The sequence below is a fragment of the Peribacillus simplex genome, from assembly GCF_900156045.1.
Taxonomy (GTDB): domain Bacteria; phylum Bacillota; class Bacilli; order Bacillales; family DSM-1321; genus Peribacillus; species Peribacillus simplex_D.
On sequence record NZ_FTMX01000002.1, the window covers coordinates 147,749 to 168,851 of the forward strand.

Consider the following 21,103-nt stretch of genomic DNA (forward strand, 5'->3'; position numbering starts at 1 on the left):
CTTTCCTCCTATACTTAAGGGTTCGTCACACGAACTCCCTGTACAAAAATGTTGACGGAATCAACAGCTAATCCTACAGTTTTGTCCAGAGTATACTTTACCTTTGATTGCACATTATGTGCAACTTCCGAGATTTTCGTTCCATAACTTACGATGATATACATATCGATATGAACTTCTTCCTCTTCTTGACGGACTATTACACCCTTAGTAAAGTTTTCTTTTCTTAAAATTTCGGCAATGCCGTCTTTAAATTGTTTTTTGGAAGCCATTCCTATAATTCCGTAGCAATCCACGGCTGCTCCGCCTGCTACAGTTGCGATAACATCATTAGAGATGTCAATTTGTCCATACTTCGTTTGTAATTCGATAGACATTTTCTTTTCCCTCCCAAAAAATCAAATCAACTAAAGACATTTTACTATAATGTCTATGGTTTTAAAAGTAAATGTCATACGGTACTATATATAATTCAATTTTGAAGTATGTATGTCAAGGTATTTTTCTTGAAAGTAATTAACTGAAGTATTGCATTCTAACGGTAGGTATGATAAATTATTAAAGTATTTTACAAAGACTTAAGACGACTGCGAAAAACTTAAGCTTGTTGTAGTTAGGAGGGAATTTAACATGGCACGTAAATGTGTAATCACTGGAAGAAGAACTCGTTCTGGTAACAGCCGCTCTCACGCAATGAACGCTAGCAAGCGTACATGGGGCGCTAACCTTCAAAAAGTACGTATTTTAGTTGACGGTAAACCTAAACGTGTATACGTTTCTGCAAGAGCTCTTAAATCGGGCAAAGTAGAACGCGTATAATGTTACGGCATCCTCTTAGGATGCCTTTTTACTTATAATGGCCGGTATTAATGGGGATGGTTTAAATCGTTGATCAAGGCTGGTCTGCATCAAAGAAGAAAGCCTTCCCCCCTTTTTTACCGAAAAATAACACCCCCCAGAATTTGAGAGGTGTCATGGAGATAAGTATCAGCCTTTTTTAAACGCTCCGAGCATAGCCCTTACCAAACTGCCCAGAACTTTTGGCAATTTAATCGTATAAAATTTCATCATGCCCCTCCTCTTTGCATCCCACAATTAAAGATGAAGTGGAATTTTTCTATTACAACATAAGCTTTTAAGCGGATATAGGATGATCGTAATTATATCCGAATCTGCTCTAAGCATGAATTTTAATCACTGCTTCTTATCACCATTAATATGCCTTTCTCAAATGAAACATTCCCAGATTCGGAAATTAGTTCATTGCTGATGCAAAGCGTCGAACCTATTTCCACGCTTGCATCATTCAGTGGGTATTTGAAACCCGAAAGTGTAATGCCGGTGACTTCCGCTGTTACAGGGAGCAATGACAAGTATTTCTTATCTTTCAAAGCAGTGACCTCATATGAACCCGCTGTCTTAACTGTGAATATATTTTGCCGATCGACTATGTATATTTCTATATCGCCATGATAAGGGAGGACACTTTCTTTTTGGAGCAGCTGGATATTTCCAAGAAAATGGTCCATTCTTCCCCCTGTAGCGCCCAGGATATGAATTTCACTTGGCTTTTGCCCTATTGCCCATTTAAATGCGATCTCTAAATCCGTTTCATCCTTTTCCGATGAATATAGATTGATTTGTTCCAGCCTTTGCTCAATCTTCTTGTATTCGCCTTCCGAAACTGAATCAAAATCCCCGAAACCGTACTTAGGTTCGATACCTTTTTCAAGCAAGGACCATACTCCCCTGTCAACCCCGACCCAAAGATCAGTCTTCTCCTCATACCATGTCAGATCCGGCCAAAAACATTCCGGACCTCCAGCCATTATACTAATAATCATAGAAATCATCCTTTTCTATATCTAATCATATCCCAGGTGCCTTTGTTTAATTGATAAAAAAAGCCGACCACCATCATACGAATATGATAGTGTCGGCTTATATCACTTTCCCCGAATCTTTTGAATCGCTGCTTGTCGATCTTCTTGATTATATATTGCCGACCCGGCCACCAGGACTGTCGCCCCTTGTTCAATACATAGTTTAGCCGTTTCTTCATTCACTCCACCATCAATCTCTATTTCGAGATTATGATTATACATTTCTGCCATCGCCTTCACTTCAGCAATTTTGGGCAGAACGGATTTAATGAACTTTTGCCCGCCAAAACCCGGATTGACCGTCATCAATAATACCATGTCAATATCCTCGATTATAGGTTTGATCAAGGACGCCGGAGTGGCTGGATTAAGCACCACGCCTGCCTTTACACCAAAAGATTTAATCAATTGTATCGTCCGATGCAAATGAGTGCATACCTCTACATGTACAGTTATATAATCGGCTCCCGCTTTCGCAAAGGCCTCGATATAACGATCAGGTTGTTCGATCATTAAATGAACATCAAGCGGAAGTTTTGTCACCGGGCGGATAGCATCAACAATTAGTGAGCCTATCGTTATATTCGGCACGAAATGCCCATCCATGACATCCACATGGATTAAATCCGCTCCGCCCCTTTCCACATCTAGAATTTCTTCTCCCAATTTTGCAAAGTCAGCTGATAAAATGGATGGTGCGATTTTAACCATTTTAATACCTCGGCTTTCTATCTCTGATTTCTTCTAAGAATTGCATATAATGTTCATATCGATAACGTGGAATTTCCCCGGCATCAACCGCTTCCTTCACTGCACACTTCGGTTCTTTATCGTGCAGGCAGGCACGGAATTTACAGTCTTCCCCATGCTTATGCATTTCCGGGAAGCAATAAGATAACCGTTCAGCTTCCATTTCCATGAATTCAAGTGAACTGAACCCAGGAGTATCTGCGACAAGCCCAGAGCCTATATGAATCAATTCAACGTGGCGGGTGGTATGCTTCCCGCGTCCCAGGTGTGATGAGATATCATCCGTCTTTAAGGCCAAGTCAGGATTGATCGCATTCAGCAAAGACGATTTCCCAACGCCGGATTGACCGGCAAATACACTGGTTTTTCCTTCTAAATAAGGCACAAGTCCTTCAATTCCGCCAGCAGTAACTGAAGATGTTTCCAGTACAGTATAACCAAGTTTCTGATAGTCCTTGATATACTGAGACAATTTCTTTTGGTTTTCTGCTGTAACCAAGTCAAGTTTCGTCACGACGATAATAGGTTCGATTTCGTTATCTTCGATCAGTACGAGGAATCGATCAAGCAATGCCGGACTGAAATCGGGCTCTACTGCTGAAAAGACAAGGATTGCCTGATCTACATTCGAGATTTGCGGACGAATCAATTCATTCTTTCGCGGTTTTATTTCGGTCACGGTCCCGTCCGTTTTATTTTCCGCTTCAAAAACTACATAATCACCCACGAGCGGCGTTACCTTATTCTTCCTGAATACGCCCCGTCCGCGGCATTGATAGACCTCTTCACCATCAAGGACATAATAAAATCCACTTAATGCTTTGATAATTTTTCCTTCGGGCATAACCACACTCCTAATTATTAAATTTATTCTGGATATGAGACGGATTCGTCAATGATGACCTGGTTGTCCCGCATGACTTTATATCCTGCTTTCTTATCCGGGGATACCATTAATTCGATCGTTCTTTTGGCATCTTCCAAAATAAAGAATGTTTCTTGGGGCTCCGTCATGCTATTGTCGATATCCTCGATGAAAATTTGTATTTTTTGCGTTTTGCCTGGCTCAACGGGATCATACTCGATTTTGATTTCCTCCGTTACACTCTTGGGAGGAATCTCTTCTTTCCCTTTTGAAATGACCACTTTCACAGTACTGCCCTTTTCCACCTTCGTAGCAGGTTCGGGTGATTGGGAAATGACAAGCCCTTCTGCTACGGAATCATCATAGATTTCTTCTTCGACATCGATCTTTATTCCACTCTCATTGGAATAATCATCAAGGCCAGCTTGATTGAACCCCGTTAGGTTCTTCAAGCTCAGCAGATCTGCCCCTTTACTGACCGTTAGCTCAAGCTCCGTTTCGGATGGTACGACCTCAGTGGCACCCGAGGGCGATTGATCTATGATCGTGCCGGCAGCACTGTCATCATATTTTTCGGTCACGCTTATGTTTTTGAATCCCATTTTTTCAAGCAGGGATTTAACATCAGAATAGTCTCGACCTTCATAACTGGACAATGAAATCGTCTCTTTACCAATGCTTTGATAAATATCGATCACTGCACCTTCCTTGACCGTCTTGCCTTCCTTAGGGTTGGTTTTGATCACAAGACCAGCTTCGACTTCTTCATCTTCAATCTCGATCGTTTCTCCTATTTCCAAATCCATATCAAGCAATTCAGTAATGGCATCATCCAATTCTTCCCCTTTAAGGTCAGGGATCGTCACTTCCTTTGAAACAAGGAGGGGAGGTACAACAGTGACAGATAAAACAGCAAGCAGGGCGAGAACTAAAAAGGTGGTCACCAAGATCGCTGACATGTTCTTTCGTTTTTTACCTTTATGTTCCGACTTGATTTTTTGTTTTTTCTGTTTCTTTTGTTTTTTCGGTTTCTTTTTCGCTTTACTCTCTGCTTCTGATTCACTTTCTTCATCGTCCGCATAGACCAATGTATTTTTTTCCGGACCTCTTATGATTGTCTCATCGACGCTTGAAATCTGATCATCCGTTATGACGGGGATGGCTTTTGTTGCATCATGATCTTCAGGAATGGCAAAAGGCAGTTCATTTGAACGCTCAGGATTAAGCGAAGTCCGCATGTCATCTTCCATTGAGTCCACGCTATCATAGCGGTAATATGAATCTTTGGCTGTTGCTTTCAGGATAATATTTTCCACACTCTGAGGTATTTCAGAGTTCCAGCGTTTTGGCGAAGGAGTTTCCGATTGTAAATGTTTAAGAGCTATCGAAACGGCTGATTCACCCGAAAAAGGCAATCTCCCCGTCAACAATTCAAACATGACGATACCAAGTGAATAAATGTCCGATTTCTTATTGGCCATACCGCCTCTGGCCTGTTCAGGAGATAAGTAATGAACCGAGCCCAAGACTGCGTTGGTCTGTGTTATGTTTGTTGCGCTTAGGGCCAATGCAATGCCAAAATCCGTAATCTTGACGGTTCCTTCTTTATCAATCAATATGTTCTGTGGCTTGATGTCACGATGGATGATCCCATTATGATGGGCATGGGAAATCGCTGCCGTGATTTGCTTCATGATATCCAGGGCTTCATCGACTGGAATCGGATAATATTTTTGTATGTATTGCTTTAGTGTAAAACCGTCCACGTACTCCATTACAATATAATAGATTGAATCTTCTTCACCAACATCATAAATGCTTACGATATTGGGATGGGCCAAACTGGTTGCCGATTGGGCTTCCCGATTGAAGCGCTTGATGAACTCTTCGTCATTATTAAAATCCATGCGAAGGATTTTCAATGCAACATCCCTATCTAAGATCATATCCCTTGCAAGGTAAACATTCGCCATACCGCCGCCGCCGACCATCTCGATCAGTTTATAACGGCCGTTGATTCTTCTACCAATCAACATTCAATTCACCTGCTTTCACTTTCTTCAGTAAATTGAATAAGCACAAGGGTGATATTATCTTCCCCACCGTAGTGATTGGCCTTATCTATTAATGAATTCGCCTTTTCTTCAAGTGACTGTCCATTGGTTATGGTTTCTTCCAGTTCCTGTTCACTCACTTTATTCGTCAATCCATCCGAACAAAGCAATAGTAAATCATTTTCTTCGAAGATGACAGTCATAATATCCATTTCCACTTGCATTTCTGTCCCCAAGGCTCGTAATAAAACATTTTTCCGTGGGTGGTTTTCGGCATCTTCCTTTGAAATCTGCCCGGAACGGACCAATTCATTAACAAGTGAATGATCTTCCGTGACCTGCTTAAAACCGCTCTCATTATACAAATAACATCGGCTGTCCCCGATGTTGGCAATGGTAGCAAACTTGTCGGTGCAAATGGCTGCCACAATGGTGGTCCCCATGCCCTTACATTCCGTATTCGCTTCTGCATGTTCAAAAAGCAACTGATTGACCAAGACGATTTGCTGCTTAAGCCAACCCTCGGCATCGTTTGCCGTTTCGATACCTGTAGATGATTCCCAGCCCTTTTTCAGAAGGTCTATCGTCATTGCACTGGCTACATCCCCGGCACGGTGGCCGCCCATGCCATCTGCAACGATGGCAAGGCGAACGCCTTCCGAGTTCTTAAAGATTCCGCCATTATCTTCATTATGCTGGCGGACTTTTCCACGGTCTGTCTTAAATATTGCCCTCATAGGGTCACCTCGTCTCTTCTTTGCGCTCCTTGGCCCGAAGCTGGCCGCAGGCTGCGTCAATATCACTGCCTTGTTCCCTTCGGATCGTTACATTAATACCGCGCTTCTTCAATGTTTTTTCAAACTCAAAAATTTGGTCACGAGGTGTACGTACATAGTTGCGTTCAGGTACATAGTTAACCGGTATTAAGTTAACATGGCATTTTATCCCTTTTATTAAACTTGCTAATTCTTCTGCGTGCTCCACTGTATCATTTTCGCCACCGAATAGACCATATTCAAAACTTACACGGCGACCTGTTTTTTCTGTATAGTATTTGATGGCTTCAATCAAGTCTGGAAGTTTGTAGGCCTTATTGATCGGCATCAATTTACTTCTCAATTCCGTATTCGGTGCATGAAGGGAAACAGCAAAGTTTATTTGCATGCTTTCTTCGGCAAACTTATAGATTTTAGGAATGATCCCACTTGTGGAAACGGTAATATGACGTGCGCCGATGTTCAAGCCCTTTTCATGGTTTATATTCTTCAAGAATGACATCATATTATCGTAGTTATCAAACGGTTCACCGATTCCCATGATAACTACGGAACTAACACGTTCCTCCGATTCGTCAAGTGCTTGCTGAACTTTAACGACCTGGGCAACAATTTCCCCTGATTCAAGATTACGCTTTAAACCGCCTAATGTCGATGCACAGAATGTACAGCCAATTCTACATCCTACCTGCGTTGTCACGCAAATGGAGTTTCCGTATTCATGGCGCATCAACACCGTTTCAATCGAATATCCATCATGGAGTTCAAATAAAAACTTTATCGTTCCGTCATTTGACGTTTGCTGAATCAAAGTTTTCAATGTCGTGAAGGTGAATTGTGATTCCAACTTATCCCTTAATGTTTTCGAAAGGTTGGACATATCTTCAAAACTGGAGACACGCTTTTTATAAAGCCAGTCATATACTTGATCGGCCCGGAATGCCTTCTCTCCATTTTGAACAAGCCATTCTTTAATTTGGTGAAGCTCTAATGAATAGATCGATGGTTTTTCTGGTGTCGTGTCTTTTCTTACTCTAGATGATTTGGTGATTTCTGCCATTACAGCACCTTCTTTCTAAAACTCGCAATAAAGAATCCGTCACTGCTAAAATATTGCGGAAAAACTTGCAGCGTATGACCCTCAATAAATGGCTGAACGCTTTCAGGCATTCTTGTGAACAAGGTTGCATCGCTTTCAAAATCCGGATGGCTTTCCAAAAATGCTGCAGCGACTTTGTCATTTTCTTCTTTATCCACCGTACAGGTACTATATACTAACCGTCCGCCTTGCTTGACAAGCGGGGCAGCCGATTCCAATAATTGTTTTTGTATACTTGAGAGTTTCATTATATCATCTTTTGTTTTAGTGTACTTTACATCAGGCTTCCGGCGCATGACTCCCAACCCGGAACATGGTGCATCGATCAGCACCCTGTCAAACCCTTCCTTATTAAAGTGTTCTTGCACTTTCCTGCTATCAAGGGCCATTGTCTTAATATTGTTTCTGAGTTTTAGTCGCTCAGCCTGCTCTTTTATGAGCTTGACCTTATGCTCATGAAGGTCGAGCGCATATACTTGTCCAGTGGTCAAGCCTTCTGCGATATGTGTCGTTTTCCCTCCAGGTGCAGCACAGCAATCGAGTACAGCATCATTTTCATTAGCACCTAATGCATGGGCTACAAGCATTGAGCTCTCGTCCTGAATCGATAAATACCCTAATTTGTAGCTTTCTGAATGAGCAAGATTCCCTTTATAGCTGACGATTGCTTCGGGAACGACTTCACTTGCTTCAACTTCATATCCTTCTTCCGTTAAAATGCTGATCAGTTCACGGCGTGAAATCTTCTTTAAATTAACCCGTCCCGTCTGTAAAGGCGCAGTTAAGTTGATTTCACACATTTCCTTGGTCTTTTCATAACCAAATTGCTCCACCCAACGCTTGACCAACCAAATTGGATGACTTACTTCTATGGAAAGCCGTTCCAGATCATCTTTAATATCACCTAAAGAAGGAACACCATTTCTTTGAATATTACGAAGTACACCATTTACCATCGAAGATGTACCTTTATGCCCGCGCTTTTTGGAAATTTCGACGGCCTCGAAAATGATTGCATGATCAGGCACCTTATCCAAATAGACCATTTGGTAAACGGAAAGTCTAAGTAAATTGATGACCCAGCTTTGCGTTTTTTTCGGTTGTTTAATATATGGGTTCAAATAATAATCCAAAGTCATCTTCCGCTGTATGGTACCGTAGCTTATTTCTGTAAGCAGCCCGCTATCCACGGCGGATAACTGGTGCTTTTTAATCAAATTGTTCAATAATAGGTTACTGTAGGATTGGTTTTTCTCTACAGATTCCAAGATATCGAGAGTGATTTCACGTACTCCCTTTTTAGTTTGCTTCATTCTGTTCTCCTAACTTCATGTCTGCTTTAATGAACGATCCGGCTCCGCGCAAATAATCTTTCGCCGGCATTTTTTTCTTCCCTGAAGGCTGCAGTTCTGTAACTAGTATTGCCGTCTCATTGCCTGTCGAAACGATGAAACCATCACTTTGTACATCAATGACCGTGCCCGGCACTGCCTGATTGCCATCTTCAAGTTTCTTTACCTGCCAAATTTTCAAAATGGCCCCGTCTAAGGTTGTATAAGCAACAGGCCAGGGATTCAGGCCACGTACATGGTTATAGATGTCTTCCCCTGATTTCGACCAGTCGATTTTTTCCTCAGACCGTTTTATGTTTGGCGCAAAAGACGCTTTTGCCTCATCCTGCTTGATCGCCTGTAACTCCTGATTTATAAGTTTCGGAAGCGTCTCTGCAAGTAAATCCGACCCTATCTTGCTTAATTTATCATGCAGTGTACCTACATTGTCTTCTTCTTCTATAATAACTTCCGCCTGAGTCAATATATCACCGGCATCCAATTTTTCCGCCATATACATGATGGTTATTCCCGTCTTTTCTTTCCCTTGTAAAATGGAATAATGAATTGGCGCCCCTCCACGCAGTTCAGGGAGCAGGGAGGCATGTACATTAATACATCCGTACCTAGGGGCATCCAGCAATTCATTCGGAAGGATTTGACCGAAAGCCGCCGTCACCACTAAGTCAGGATTCAATGCTATGATTTTTTCAAGTTCTTCTTTTTCACGGATCTTTTCGGGCTGATAAACGGGAATCCCCTGCTTTTCGGCTTCGACCTTAACTGGCGGCGGTGTCAGCACCTTTTTGCGGCCTACTGGACGATCGGGCTGTGTGACCACAGCGATCACATCATACCCTTCATCAATGATTCTTCTCAATACCGGCACTGAAAAGTCCGGAGTACCCATAAATATAATTTTTGTCATTCTTCCCCAAACCTTTCTAACTCTTCTTCCGTAATATACCGGGAAACCTTACTTGTAAATAAAACTCCTTGCAGATGATCAATTTCGTGCTGAAGGGCCCTCGCGAGGAAATCCTCCGCTTCTATCTCGAAAAAAGATCCATTTCGGTCTTGTGCCCGGACTTTGACACGGTATGGACGCGATACTTCGCCATATAAACTCGGGAAGCTCAAGCATCCTTCAACACCTGTCTGTTCGCCTTCCATTTCCAGCACTTCCGGATTAATCAGTTCGATAGCACCTGATCCTTCCTCTATTTCAACGACGGCCACTTGCTTTTTCACGCCTACCTGAGGTGCTGCAAGTCCAACGCCATCCGCCTCCACCATCGTTTCATACATATTATTTAACAGCTTTGCCAACTTTTTATCAAAACTTGTTACTTTATCGCATTTTTGTTGTAAAATTTTTTCAGGAAACAAGACAATCGGTAAAATAGCCAAAATTAAAGGTACCCTCCTAGATATGAAAAACAACACTTCATTATATAAAAACGCAAGCTGTAACAGCTCGCGGTAATCATCCATCTCTCAAACAATTACATCATGATCTGTGGATTTAAATCTATTGAAATCTGCAGATGATTTTGAGCGGTTTCTTTTTGGTAATGCTCCAAAAGTGTGCGTAAATGCTGACTAAGGTCCGGCTCTCGTTTGTATTTTATCAGACATTGATAGCGATATCTATTGTTGATTCGACTAATGGGCGAAGCAACCGGACCTAGTACGATAGAATCCCGATTCAATCGTGAGCCTAAATAATTGGTGATTTTTTCAGTAACACTGACCGTCTTCATTAAGTCTTCATGTGAAACGGTTATAAGGACAACATAATAATAGGGAGGGTAATGACTTTGCCTCCTTAGATGCATCTCCCGTTCATAAAAAGCATCAAAATCCTGTAAGGCAGAAAGCTCGATGCTGTAGTGCTCAGGCGTATAGGTTTGGATGACCACTTCTCCAGGAAGCTGATGACGTCCCGCCCTTCCGCTTACCTGTGTCAGCAGCTGGAATGTCTTTTCAGAAGAACGGAAATCAGGCAGATGTAGCATCGTATCAGCTGATAGGACTCCAACAAGAGTGATATTAGGAAAATCAAGGCCCTTGGCTATCATTTGGGTTCCTAGCAATATATCTGCCTTCCCTTCACCAAAGGCATTCAGCAACCGCTCATGTGAACCTTTCTTGCTCGTCGTGTCAACATCCATTCGTATGACCCGTGCTTCAGGGAGGATTTTTGCTAGCTCTTCTTCAACCTTTTGAGTGCCTGTACCGAAGAACCTTATATGCTCACTTTCACATTCAGGGCAAACGGAAGGCATTCCCTCTTCAAACCCACAATAATGGCATTTCATTATATCATTAAAGCGATGATAAGTGAGTGAAATGTCACAATTAGGGCAGTTGATGACCAATCCGCAGCTTCGGCACATCACAAAGGAAGAATGTCCCCTTTTATTTAGCATCAGGACTGTTTGCTCCCCCTTCTCAAGCCGGTCTTTCAGCTTGGTAAAGAGCAGCTCCGAAAACATGGAACGATTTCCCGTTCTTAGTTCTTCCCTCATATCTACAATATCCACTGCTGGCAACGCATTTTCATTCATCCTCTGGCTAAGGGTCAATAATTTATAGACGTTTTTCTTGGCACGCGCAAAAGATTCAAGTGTAGGTGTGGCGCTTCCAAGAATTACCGGACACCTATATGATTTTGCTCTTTCAATGGCAACATCCCTGGCGTGGTACCTTGGTGTTTCTTCTTGCTTATAACTGGATTCATGTTCTTCATCAATGATGACCAGCCCCAGGTTTTCAAAAGGAGCAAACACGGCTGAACGCGCCCCCACCACCACTTTAACTTCCTTACGATGAATTTTCCGCCATTCATCATATTTTTCACCTACGGATAAACCGCTATGCATCACAGCTACCTGCTCACCAAATCGTTCCTTAAACCGCTTCACCGTCTGTGGCGTTAAGGAGATTTCAGGTACAAGCATGATGGCTTCCTTTCCTTTTTCAATGACAGAGGCAATTGCCTGTAGATACACTTCCGTCTTCCCGCTGCCGGTTACACCATATAAAAGAAAGACATCATGTTCATCATGATGTATCTTCTCGTTGATGGGCTTCAAGGCAGCTGTTTGTTCAGCTGTTAGTGTAAAGGGTGTGGATTTTTCGAACACACGGTTTTCATACGGATTACGGTATATTTCTTGATCTATTTCGGCCAAAGCCCCTTTCGACACTAGGGATTTGACAGTACCGCTTGATGTGTTTATCAATTCAAGCAATTCCTTTAACGGAATGGTTTCTTGATGTTCAATAAAGTATTGAAGGAGTTCCTGTTGTTTTTTTGCATGGCTGGACATGGCTGATGCCATTTCTTTCAGTTCCTTAGGGGAAAGCAAAGATTTAATGACACGGACCGTCTTCTTATTTAGTCGGTTTTTCACATTATATACAAGCTCAAGATTGCCATTCTGCATTTCCTTTTGAAAGAGGGAGGCGTTCTCCCCTTCAATCACGTCTTTCCAAGATATTGAATCATTTTTCCCAAAAAAGTTTTGAATGAAGAGAGGAAGCTGATCCTTTTTATCTTCAACGACTTTAATAACTTTTTCATACTTTGCTTTCATCGCTGCCGGAAGCATGGCCTGCAGCGCTGAAATTTTAAAACACATCGCCTCTTTGGTCAACCAGTCACCAAGCTGCAGCAATTCATCATTAAGGATGGGCTCCAAATCCATCGGTTCCTTTATATTGCGTAATTTCGCAAATTCGCTTTTAGCTTTTAAGCCTGTGACGAATCCCTGTACCATTCTTGGACCGAATGGGACGATGACTCGCATTCCGGGCTTGATGACTTGGTTCCACTTTTCAGGTATCCGATAGTCGAATTCTCGATCCGTTTGTTTAGCAGGTACATCCACGATGACGGATGCTATATCCATAAGACATCATTCCTTTTGCATGCGGGATACTTCTGCCAGGATGCTTTTAGCTATATCCGCTTTACTCATTTTTGGAAGTTCGGTCGCACTTCCATCTTTATCGTAAATGGTCACGATGTTCGTATCCGTTCCAAATCCTGCCCCTGCGACGGTAACATTATTGGCAACGATCATATCTGCATTCTTTTTGACCAATTTTCCTCTTGCGTATTCTTCAACGTTGTTCGTTTCAGCCGCAAAACCTACCAAGATCTGATGAGTTTTATTTTCACCGAGTTCCTTGAGGATATCCTTTGTACGTTCAAATTCAATCACATTTTCCCCTGGCTGCTTTTTCATCTTTTGAGCATGATAAATCTTTGGTTTATAGTCCGCAACTGCAGCCGTCATGATTACGACGTCACTGGAATCGAACTGTTCGAATACCGCATCATACATATCCGCTGCAGATTCAACTGGTATTATTCTAGCCTTGAAAGGTGGCGTCAAGTTCACGGGGCCAGTGATCAATGTCACTTCAGCACCCATTTCAATTGCCTCTTCAGCTAGGGCATAGCCCATTTTGCCGCTGGAATGATTCGTCACGTAACGCACCGGATCAATCGCTTCACGAGTCGGTCCTGCCGTTATCAAATATTTCTTTCCTTTAAGAGGCTGTTGTTTCTGTGATTTGCGTTCACCGAAATATCGATTAAGGTGTTCTACGATTGTTTCCGGTTCCTCCAATCGCCCTTTTCCGACATAACCGCAGGCCAAATACCCTTCACCCGGTTCAATGAATTGATATCCAAACGACCGAAGTGTCTCCATATTTTTCTGAACCGCTGGATGACCGTACATGTGCACGTTCATTGCCGGTGCAACCCAAACAGGGGCTTCCGTTGCCAGTAGCGTGGTCGTGATCATATCATCCGCGATTCCATTGGCTACCTTGCCAATGACATTGGCTGTAGCTGGGACTAACAGGATGATATCAGCCCAATCAGCCAAATCGATGTGGGCAATGACTGAAGAATCCTTCTCATCAAAAGTATCTGTATAAACATCATTTCTCGAAAGTGCCTGAAAGGTGAGCGGCGTCACGAACTTACGTGCCGATTCACTCATGATCACTTTTACATGCGCACCTTCCTGAGTTAATTTACTTGTCAGGGCAGCAGCCTTATATACAGCAATCCCGCCGGTGACACAAAGAAGTACTTTTTTATCGATAAGCATGCAAATTTCCCCTAACTATACATTCTATTTTTTCTAATTATGACGGAAAACCGAAGAAATTTCATTTGAAATGCGCAATAACATATGGATTCCCCCAGACATTCCATCTTTTCTTGTTTACTCATTGACTTTGGTAACTCCTAAAAAAATCAAAACAAACAGGCCTGACACCTTGGCCGCAGGAAGGAAGCACTTTCCAAATGTAACGCTCCTGTTTGCTTTAGGGTGTCAGGCCCGATAGGTCAAGCTATGTGTTCTCTTAGTTTTCCTCGTAAGAATTATCATAAGTCAATTTACCGGAATGAATTTCTTCAAGGGCACGACCTACCGCTTTATGGGAAACCGGTTTTACGAGGCAATTATCTTTAATTTGCATTTCCCTGGCGCGCTTAGCCGCCACTGATACAAGTGAGTATTTAGAATCGATTTTAAGTAATAGAGAATCAATTGATGGATATAACATAATTTATTCCGCCTCCAACATTTTTTTATATAAAACAGCAACTCTTTCCCGACGGCAATGCTCGGCAATTACAATTGCATTAATTCGCGCACATGCGGCATCCACATGATCATTTTCTACAACATAATCGTATAGATCCATAAGTTCTATTTCTTCCTTAGCCACCTTCATCCGTCCTTTTATCGCTTCCTCCGTCTCGGTTCCGCGAGTAACGATGCGGCTTTCGAGTTCAGTCAAACTCGGAGGAGCAAGGAAAATGAAAAGTCCTTCAGGGAATTTCTCCCGGACCTGTTTAGCTCCTTGAACTTCTATTTCCAGAAATACATCTTTTCCGGAATCGATTGTTTCACGGACATAATCCACGGGTGTTCCATAATAATTACCGACGAACTCAGCATATTCCAGCAATTTTCCTTCTTTGATAAGTGCTTCGAATTCCTCGCGTTTTTTGAAGAAATAGTCCACTCCGTCCACTTCACCATGGCGAGGCAGCCGTGTCGTCATCGAAATTGAATATTCGAATGCCGTTCCTGGCTGAGAAAAAATCGCCTTCCTTACAGTTCCTTTACCAACACCGGATGGACCGGACAAAACGATTAATAAACCTTTTTCTCTCATATTGTTTCAGTTACCCCTCTTCTACGCTGTCATCTCTGTCTTGGAGCCGTGCAGCAACCGTTTCCGGTTGAACGGCAGATAAGATAACATGGTCGCTGTCTGTAATTATTACGGCCCTGGTTCTTCTACCATATGTAGCATCTATTAAGGATCCGCGGTCACGGGCGTCTTGGATGATCCTTTTGATCGGAGCCGATTCAGGGCTCACGATGGATACGATCCGGTTTGCGGAAACGATATTCCCAAAACCAATATTAATGAGCTTAATTGACATTTTTGTCCCCCATTCATATCTATTGTCACCTTGTTAGGTTCATCATAAACCGACTACTCGATATTTTGAACCTGTTCCTTTAATTTTTCAAGAAGACTTTTCATTTCCACCACTTCTTTGGTAATGGACGAATCATTTGCCTTTGATCCAATCGTATTGACTTCCCTGTTCATTTCCTGGACAAGGAAGTCAAGTTTCCTTCCAATTGGTTCACTGTGGGTAAGCGTCCTTGAAAATTGCTGTACATGGCTATCGAGTCTGGTCAGTTCTTCATTAATATCACATTTATCGGCAAAAATGGCCGCTTCTGTCACAATACGGCTATCTTCAATCAATCCTTCAGTCAACTCGGCAAGTTTGATTTCCAACCGGGCTTTATATTTCTCGACGACTGAAGGTGCATGCATTTTGACCCCTGCTACAATCTCACCAAACTTTTTCAGCTGGCGATTCATGTCCAAGGCCAGTTCCTGACCTTCCAGATTCCGCATTTTTTTCAGATTTTCCAATGCCCCAGTGACGGCATTCAATAATAGGGATTCCAAATCGGCAGGAACCGCAGGTACTTCTTCCGTTATGAAAACCGATTCAAGTTGCAGCATATCCTGTAATGTAATGGAACTTTCCAGGTTGTATTTTCCCTTGACTTCGTCCATCAATCCAACATACTGATCCGCAAGATCCCAATCGATCTTCACCTTTTTGGAAACCAGGCTCTCACCTTCCACTGTGATGAAGATTTCCACCCGTCCCCTTCTTATGTATTGATTCGCCTTCTTCTTCACTTTTTCTTCCAAAACCAAAAGCTGGCGCGGCATCCGAATCGTATATTCACAAAAACGATGGTTCACGGTCTTAATTTCGGCAAAGACCTTGACCTGTTTGTTTTCCGCTTCTTCTCTTCCATAGCCCGTCATACTGGTAACCATGGTTCCACATCCTATCAAACATAATGTAGTAATTTGGCCTTTAACTTTCATTATATATTAGCTACGTCACGAAAACTTTAGCTCACAAATAAAATACTACAAAAATAAAAAGGCAATAGAGCATGACTCTACCACCTTAAAGATTATATCATATATTATTGTGCTTTTCTTGCTAAAAAGGTTCCAGCCAGTAAAAAAGTTGGAATGGATGCCATCCCTATAACCAATAGCCAATCCCTTCCCGAAATCGGTACAGTATGAAAGATCGTTTGTAAAGACTGCACATACATGACGGCTACCATCAATAATAGGGAGGACAGTACCGCCCCCACTAGATAAAGGTTACCGAATGGATTTCTCGAGAAGATCGAACGTTCGCTTCGGCAATCGAATACATGTATTAGCTGAGCTAGTACCAAGGTAGCGAACGCAATCGTTTGTGCATAGGCAAGATTATCCGGATTTGCACGATATACCACATAAAATGCGATCAAGGTAGAAATCCCGATCAGAAAACCACGAGAGATGATCTTCCAGCCAAGCCCTCTTCCAAAAACACCTTCATTAGCATTTCTTGGATTTCTCTTCATTACATCTTCTTCTGCGGAATCCAGTCCCAACGCCATCGCAGGCAGTCCGTCGGTAACAAGGTTCACGAATAAGATCTGGATTGGTATCAAAGGTAACGGCAAGGCACATAGCATCGCAAAAAACATGACCAAAATCTCCCCAACATTGGAAGCAAGCAGATAACGGATGAACTTCCTGATGTTCTCGTAAATATTCCTGCCTTCATTGATGGCCGATTTAATAGTGGCGAAATTGTCGTCAACCAATATCAAGGAAGAAGCTTCCTTAGCGACATCAGTACCTGTGATACCCATGGATATACCAATATCCGCTGATTTTATCGCAGGGGCATCATTGACACCATCCCCTGTCATTGCAACGACATGTCCTTTATTTTGCAAGGCTTTAACGATTTTCAACTTATGTTCCGGGGAAACGCGGGCAAATACCGAAACAGTTTCAACAACTTCCTCAAGTTCCCCGACTTCCATGTCGGCCAATTGCCGTCCTTCCAGAACACGGTCTTTTCCTTTTAAAATACCAAGTTCTTTAGCTATTGCCTTTGCAGTTATTACATGGTCGCCAGTAATCATGACAGTTTTGATCCCGGCATCCCTGCATTCCTTAACTGCCTGCTTCACTTCCGGACGTGGGGGATCGATCATGCCCTGCAGTCCCATGAAAGTCAAATTGCGCTCTGCTTCGGTTTCATGAAGTAAAATCGTTCCCTTTGAAAGGGGTTTATAACCAACAGCAATCATTCGAAGTGCCTGAGAGGCAAGCTCATTCATGTCCTGTTGCACCCTTTCCTTACTCCTCTGATTCAATATTTCCGACTTTCCTTCCCAAAGGATCGTGTCGGACTGGGCGATCAATACATCAGGGGCCCCTTTAACGATGACGAAATGATTATCTTTATCATCCTTCACGATGACACTCATCATTTTGCGGCTCGAGTCAAATGGAAACTCCTTGACTATCGTAAATCTCTTAGACAAGTGTTCCCTCGTCAAACCCGCTTTCATTGCCGCGACCAACATCGCCCCTTCTGTCGGATCACCGTCTAAAATGTATCGTTTATCATTCTCCTTTAACTCGGCTTTATTACAGAGCATGCCGAATGTAATCATTTGAAGCAAGGCATTATGGTTTTTCGGGGCAACTGAAACTCCCTCTAAAGAAAACTCTCCGACAGGATTATAACCAGTACCGCCGACATCCCAAGTTTTCCCTCCACTCCAGACCTTCGTCACCGTCATTTTGTTTTGTGTCAGCGTTCCTGTCTTATCTGAGCAAATTACCGTTGCGCAGCCAAGTGTTTCTACGGCAGGAAGCTTGCGGACAATCGCTTTTTGTTTGATCATACGCTGAACGCCCAAAGACAATGCTACAGTCACAATGGCTGGCAAGCCCTCGGGAATCGCCGCAACAGCCAAAGAAACCCCGGCCAAGAACATCGTATAGAGGTCATGCCCTTGAATGACGCCAGTCAGGACCACGATTACAGTTAATATTAAAGCCGTGATGATCAAAATTTTGCCTAGCTGCTCCAACCGCCGTTGAAGCGGTGTTTCTTTTGTTTCTGCAGTCTGCAGGAGGTCCGCAATTTTGCCCATCGCCGTATTCATTCCTGTAGCGATTACGATTCCGGCCCCATTTCCTCTTGTTACCATCGTCCCCATAAATGCCATATTTTCCTGGTCACCGATACCTTCAACCTCATTCATCAATGGATCAGAACATTTAACGGACGGGAGTGACTCGCCGGTAAGAGCAGACTCTTCTATTTCAAGGCTTGAATGCTCGATGATCCGTAAATCGGCACCAATTCGGTCACCACTCGAAAACTTCAGGATATCCCCTACTACGACTTCTCGCGATGGGATTTTCAGCCACTGACCATCCCGAAGTACGTTAACTTGCGGCGCAGCCATTTCCTTAAGGGCATCCAAGGATTTCTCAGCCTTCCGTTCTTGGAAAAATCCAAGTAATCCATTCAAAAAAACAATCGCCATGATGGCAATCGCATCGATATATTCACCCAAAATCCCGGAGACTAAGGTTGCGGCAAGTAAAACTATGACCATGAAATCTTTGAATTGGGCGAAAAATAAAAGAATGGCTGACTGTTTTTCTCCTTCCTTCAATTCGTTAAAGCCATGCTTTCGCAGCCTGTCCTTTACTTCATCATCTTCCAAACCGTGTGTAACGTTTGTTTGAAGCGCTTTCTCCATTTCTTGATTATTCATTTCCTTGAACTCCATCAAGTATCACACATCCCTTTGAATAGAATGAAATAGGCTCCTGTATACATCTCAACAGGCGCTTTTTGCTTAACTCATCCAACACCTGCCTGCTTACCGATACATAAAACAACCTGCTCTTCTTCCATGATTATTCAGACTCGTCCAAAATAATGCTATAATTAAACAGAATTGCGGAAAGAAGAACGATCGGGATAATTTAATGAATGAACGACCGCTATTCATGATGAATGGACCAAATTTGCTATTAATCTCAGGAACCAAAAAAAGCGATATCTCCCTGGCAAAAATGAGTTCTTAGAAAATCTTATGTAAAGGAAGTAAAAATAGAATGTCATTTGATGGATTATTCACGAAAGCGATGACGGAAGAAATCGCTTCTTTATTAAAAGGTGGACGAATCAATAAGGTACATCAGCCTTATAAAAATGAAGTAATACTGGTTGTTCGTGCTGGAGGTAAGAACCATAAGCTCTTATTATCAGCCCACCCAAGTTATTCGAGGGTGCAAATGACCGAAGAGGGTTATGAAAATCCCAAAGAGGCTCCCATGTTCTGTATGCTTCTTAGGAAGCACCTCGAAGGCTATACGATAGAAAATATTTATCAATATGAACTTGATAGGATGATCATTTTTGAAGTGAAGGGCCGCAATGAGCTTGGTGATGTCTCTCAAAAACAGTTAATCATCGAAATCATGGGACGTCACAGCAACATTGTTTTAGTCGATAAAGAACGAAATATGATTTTGGACAGTATTAAGCATGTTTCACATGCCGTTAACAGTTATCGTGCGATATTGCCCGGCCAGGAATATTTGGCCCCGCCCGCACAAGAAAAGAAGAATCCCTTCGAGGCTACCGAGGATGATATAAGGAAGAATATTGACTTCAATGCAGGAAAGCTGGATCGACAGCTTGTTGCCCATTTTTCTGGAGTTTCACCATTGGTTGCAAAGGAAGCCGTTTACCGGGCTGGACTTGCCAACAGCACGACCCTTCCATCAGCTTTTTTAAAGATTATCCAAGAAATCTCGGAGCAAAACTACACAGCGATGATCAAACAAGATGGTAATAAAGAAGTTTTTTATATGCTTTCACTAGAGCATCTGACTGGGAATCAACGTACGTTTTCTTCATTGAGCGAGATGCTCGACCGCTATTACTTCGGAAAGGCAGAAAGAGATCGAGTTAAGCAAAAGAGCCAGGATGTAGAACGTTTCATTACTAATGAAATAGAAAAGAATTCAAAAAAAATCGGGAAGCTTGAACGTACATTAAAAGATACGGAACGCGGAGAACAGTATCAGTTATTCGGTGAGCTGCTTACTGCTAATCTATATCAAATGAAAAAAGGCATGAAGGAAATAGAAGTCGTCAATTATTATGATGAAGAACAAAGTATGGTCACCATCCCGCTTGACCCATTAAAAAATCCATCAGATAATGCACAAAAGTACTTCTCCAGATACCAAAAGTCCAAAAATGCAGTCGGAGTAGTCCAAGAACAAATCGAAAAAACAAAATTGGAATTGGCCTACTTTGAAGCCTTGCATCAGCAGCTCCAATCAGCTTCACCCAGAGATATAGAGGAGATTCGCGAAGAACTTCAGGAAGAAGGATACATTAGGCAAAAAAAGAAAAAAGGCATGAAAAAGCCTGCAAATGCAAAACCGCAGCTTGAAACATATTATGCTACGGATGGAGATCTCATTTTTGTCGGGAAGAATAATAAACAAAATGATTATCTAACGAATAAATTTGCACGCCGTGATGAAATCTGGCTTCATAGCAAAGATATACCTGGCTCGCATGTTGTGATTCGAAATGAATCGCCAAGTGAAAAAACGATAAAAGAGGCAGCCGTATTAGCAGCTTTTTTCAGTAAAGCACAGCAATCGAGCTCAGTGCCCGTTGACTTCACACAAGTTCGCCATGTTAAGAAACCGAAAGGCTCCAAACCCGGGTTCGTGATCTACGACCAGCAGCAGACCGTATATATTACACCTGATGCCGATACTGTCATACGCTTAAAGGAAGCGGTAAAGGATTGAAAGGTAAAAAAATAGAGGTGGCCCAATCCTTCGCGATTG

Annotated in this window: 20 protein-coding genes; 2 read left to right on the plus strand and 18 right to left on the minus strand. The window is 42.5% G+C overall.

All coding sequences use genetic code 11. From position 1 onward, the window contains the following. Positions 1-14: 14 nt before the first annotated feature. The gene (locus tag BW986_RS07230) at positions 15-377 is read right to left on the minus strand and encodes an Asp23/Gls24 family envelope stress response protein (RefSeq protein WP_048684651.1); all 363 of its coding nucleotides are present in this window, start codon (positions 375-377) and stop codon (positions 15-17) included. 253 nt (positions 378-630) lie between these two features. On the opposite strand from BW986_RS07230, the gene rpmB reads away from it, so the two are divergent. Then, the gene (gene rpmB / locus BW986_RS07235) at positions 631-819 is read left to right on the plus strand and encodes a 50S ribosomal protein L28 (protein ID WP_034313767.1); all 189 of its coding nucleotides are present in this window, start codon (positions 631-633) and stop codon (positions 817-819) included. A gap of 168 nt (positions 820-987) precedes the next feature. Here the strand turns inward: rpmB and spoVM are convergent, their stop codons facing one another. The 17 genes from spoVM to BW986_RS07320 form a co-directional block, all read right to left on the minus strand. Then, a complete protein-coding gene (gene spoVM, locus BW986_RS07240; protein ID WP_034313769.1) occupies positions 988-1,068 on the minus strand; it encodes a stage V sporulation protein SpoVM in 81 nt (26 codons plus the stop codon). A 122-nt stretch (positions 1,069-1,190) separates the two neighbouring features. Next, positions 1,191-1,844 carry a thiamine diphosphokinase gene (locus BW986_RS07245; protein ID WP_076366593.1) on the minus strand — a complete coding sequence of 218 codons (654 nt, stop codon included), beginning with the start codon at positions 1,842-1,844 and terminating at the stop codon, positions 1,191-1,193. 102 nt (positions 1,845-1,946) lie between these two features. Further along, the gene (gene rpe, locus BW986_RS07250; RefSeq protein WP_076366595.1) at positions 1,947-2,594 is read right to left on the minus strand and encodes a ribulose-phosphate 3-epimerase; all 648 of its coding nucleotides are present in this window, start codon (positions 2,592-2,594) and stop codon (positions 1,947-1,949) included. A gap of 1 nt (position 2,595) precedes the next feature. After that, positions 2,596-3,477, minus strand: a complete 882-nt coding sequence (rsgA, locus tag BW986_RS07255) for a ribosome small subunit-dependent GTPase A (RefSeq protein ID WP_076366597.1) — start codon at positions 3,475-3,477, stop codon at positions 2,596-2,598. 23 nt (positions 3,478-3,500) lie between these two features. After that, on the minus strand, positions 3,501-5,534 hold the full coding sequence (pknB, locus tag BW986_RS07260; protein WP_076366599.1) for a Stk1 family PASTA domain-containing Ser/Thr kinase: 2,034 nt from the start codon (positions 5,532-5,534) through the stop codon (positions 3,501-3,503). 5 nt (positions 5,535-5,539) lie between these two features. After that, on the minus strand, positions 5,540-6,289 hold the full coding sequence (locus BW986_RS07265) for a Stp1/IreP family PP2C-type Ser/Thr phosphatase (protein ID WP_076366601.1): 750 nt from the start codon (positions 6,287-6,289) through the stop codon (positions 5,540-5,542). A 4-nt stretch (positions 6,290-6,293) separates the two neighbouring features. Then, positions 6,294-7,388 (minus strand): dual-specificity RNA methyltransferase RlmN, encoded by a 1,095-nt coding sequence (gene rlmN / locus BW986_RS07270; RefSeq protein WP_076366603.1) that lies wholly within the window; start codon positions 7,386-7,388, stop codon positions 6,294-6,296. Next, entirely contained in the window at positions 7,388-8,740 is a 1,353-nt protein-coding gene (rsmB, locus tag BW986_RS07275) for a 16S rRNA (cytosine(967)-C(5))-methyltransferase RsmB (protein ID WP_076366605.1), read from the minus strand. The genes rlmN and rsmB overlap by 1 nt, the downstream gene beginning before the upstream one ends. After that, positions 8,727-9,686, minus strand: coding sequence for a methionyl-tRNA formyltransferase (gene fmt, locus BW986_RS07280; RefSeq protein WP_076366607.1), 960 nt, complete (start codon positions 9,684-9,686; stop codon positions 8,727-8,729). Before fmt ends, rsmB begins: the two co-directional genes overlap by 14 nt. Next, positions 9,683-10,168 carry a peptide deformylase gene (gene def, locus BW986_RS07285; RefSeq protein WP_076366609.1) on the minus strand — a complete coding sequence of 162 codons (486 nt, stop codon included), beginning with the start codon at positions 10,166-10,168 and terminating at the stop codon, positions 9,683-9,685. Before def ends, fmt begins: the two co-directional genes overlap by 4 nt. A 95-nt stretch (positions 10,169-10,263) precedes the next feature. Continuing rightward, entirely contained in the window at positions 10,264-12,675 is a 2,412-nt protein-coding gene (gene priA, locus BW986_RS07290; RefSeq protein WP_076366611.1) for a primosomal protein N', read from the minus strand. 6 nt (positions 12,676-12,681) lie between these two features. Continuing rightward, entirely contained in the window at positions 12,682-13,893 is a 1,212-nt protein-coding gene (gene coaBC / locus BW986_RS07295; RefSeq protein ID WP_076366613.1) for a bifunctional phosphopantothenoylcysteine decarboxylase/phosphopantothenate--cysteine ligase CoaBC, read from the minus strand. 259 nt (positions 13,894-14,152) lie between these two features. Next, a complete protein-coding gene (rpoZ, locus tag BW986_RS07300) occupies positions 14,153-14,356 on the minus strand; it encodes a DNA-directed RNA polymerase subunit omega (protein WP_076366615.1) in 204 nt (67 codons plus the stop codon). A 3-nt stretch (positions 14,357-14,359) separates the two neighbouring features. Then, the gene (gene gmk, locus BW986_RS07305; RefSeq protein WP_076366617.1) at positions 14,360-14,974 is read right to left on the minus strand and encodes a guanylate kinase; all 615 of its coding nucleotides are present in this window, start codon (positions 14,972-14,974) and stop codon (positions 14,360-14,362) included. 10 nt (positions 14,975-14,984) lie between these two features. Beyond that, complete coding sequence (remA, locus tag BW986_RS07310) at positions 14,985-15,248, minus strand: extracellular matrix/biofilm regulator RemA (RefSeq protein WP_034313813.1); 264 nt, start codon at positions 15,246-15,248, stop codon at positions 14,985-14,987. A gap of 53 nt (positions 15,249-15,301) precedes the next feature. Continuing rightward, positions 15,302-16,177, minus strand: coding sequence for a YicC/YloC family endoribonuclease (locus BW986_RS07315; protein WP_076366619.1), 876 nt, complete (start codon positions 16,175-16,177; stop codon positions 15,302-15,304). 155 nt (positions 16,178-16,332) lie between these two features. Continuing rightward, positions 16,333-19,011: a calcium-translocating P-type ATPase, SERCA-type gene (locus BW986_RS07320; RefSeq protein WP_076367899.1), complete on the minus strand. Its 2,679-nt coding sequence runs from the start codon at positions 19,009-19,011 to the stop codon at positions 16,333-16,335. 331 nt (positions 19,012-19,342) lie between these two features. Between BW986_RS07320 and BW986_RS07325 the strand changes: the two genes are divergently transcribed. After that, the gene (locus BW986_RS07325; RefSeq protein WP_076366621.1) at positions 19,343-21,064 is read left to right on the plus strand and encodes an Rqc2 family fibronectin-binding protein; all 1,722 of its coding nucleotides are present in this window, start codon (positions 19,343-19,345) and stop codon (positions 21,062-21,064) included. Positions 21,065-21,103: the final 39 nt, after the last annotated feature.

Excerpts from the sequence above, each read along its gene's own strand:
- spoVM (WP_034313769.1), bottom strand. The coding sequence starts at position 1,068 with ATGAAATTTTATACGATTAAATTGCCAAAAGTTCTGGGCAGTTTGGTA.
- gmk (WP_076366617.1), bottom strand. The coding sequence starts at position 14,974 with ATGAGAGAAAAAGGTTTATTAATCGTTTTGTCCGGTCCATCCGGTGTT.
- priA (WP_076366611.1), bottom strand. The coding sequence starts at position 12,675 with ATGGATATAGCATCCGTCATCGTGGATGTACCTGCTAAACAAACGGAT.
- BW986_RS07265 (WP_076366601.1), bottom strand. The coding sequence starts at position 6,289 with ATGAGGGCAATATTTAAGACAGACCGTGGAAAAGTCCGCCAGCATAAT.
- rpoZ (WP_076366615.1), bottom strand. The coding sequence starts at position 14,356 with ATGTTATATCCATCAATTGATTCTCTATTACTTAAAATCGATTCTAAA.
- rsgA (WP_076366597.1), bottom strand. The coding sequence starts at position 3,477 with ATGCCCGAAGGAAAAATTATCAAAGCATTAAGTGGATTTTATTATGTC.
- rsmB (WP_076366605.1), bottom strand. The coding sequence starts at position 8,740 with ATGAAGCAAACTAAAAAGGGAGTACGTGAAATCACTCTCGATATCTTG.
- rpmB (WP_034313767.1), top strand. The coding sequence starts at position 631 with ATGGCACGTAAATGTGTAATCACTGGAAGAAGAACTCGTTCTGGTAAC.
- rpe (WP_076366595.1), bottom strand. The coding sequence starts at position 2,594 with ATGGTTAAAATCGCACCATCCATTTTATCAGCTGACTTTGCAAAATTG.
- pknB (WP_076366599.1), bottom strand. The coding sequence starts at position 5,534 with ATGTTGATTGGTAGAAGAATCAACGGCCGTTATAAACTGATCGAGATG.
- remA (WP_034313813.1), bottom strand. The coding sequence starts at position 15,248 with ATGTCAATTAAGCTCATTAATATTGGTTTTGGGAATATCGTTTCCGCA.
- rlmN (WP_076366603.1), bottom strand. The coding sequence starts at position 7,388 with ATGGCAGAAATCACCAAATCATCTAGAGTAAGAAAAGACACGACACCA.
- fmt (WP_076366607.1), bottom strand. The coding sequence starts at position 9,686 with ATGACAAAAATTATATTTATGGGTACTCCGGACTTTTCAGTGCCGGTA.
- BW986_RS07245 (WP_076366593.1), bottom strand. The coding sequence starts at position 1,844 with ATGATTATTAGTATAATGGCTGGAGGTCCGGAATGTTTTTGGCCGGAT.
- BW986_RS07325 (WP_076366621.1), top strand. The coding sequence starts at position 19,343 with ATGTCATTTGATGGATTATTCACGAAAGCGATGACGGAAGAAATCGCT.
- coaBC (WP_076366613.1), bottom strand. The coding sequence starts at position 13,893 with ATGCTTATCGATAAAAAAGTACTTCTTTGTGTCACCGGCGGGATTGCT.
- BW986_RS07320 (WP_076367899.1), bottom strand. The coding sequence starts at position 19,011 with ATGGAGTTCAAGGAAATGAATAATCAAGAAATGGAGAAAGCGCTTCAA.
- BW986_RS07230 (WP_048684651.1), bottom strand. The coding sequence starts at position 377 with ATGTCTATCGAATTACAAACGAAGTATGGACAAATTGACATCTCTAAT.
- BW986_RS07315 (WP_076366619.1), bottom strand. The coding sequence starts at position 16,177 with ATGGTTACCAGTATGACGGGCTATGGAAGAGAAGAAGCGGAAAACAAA.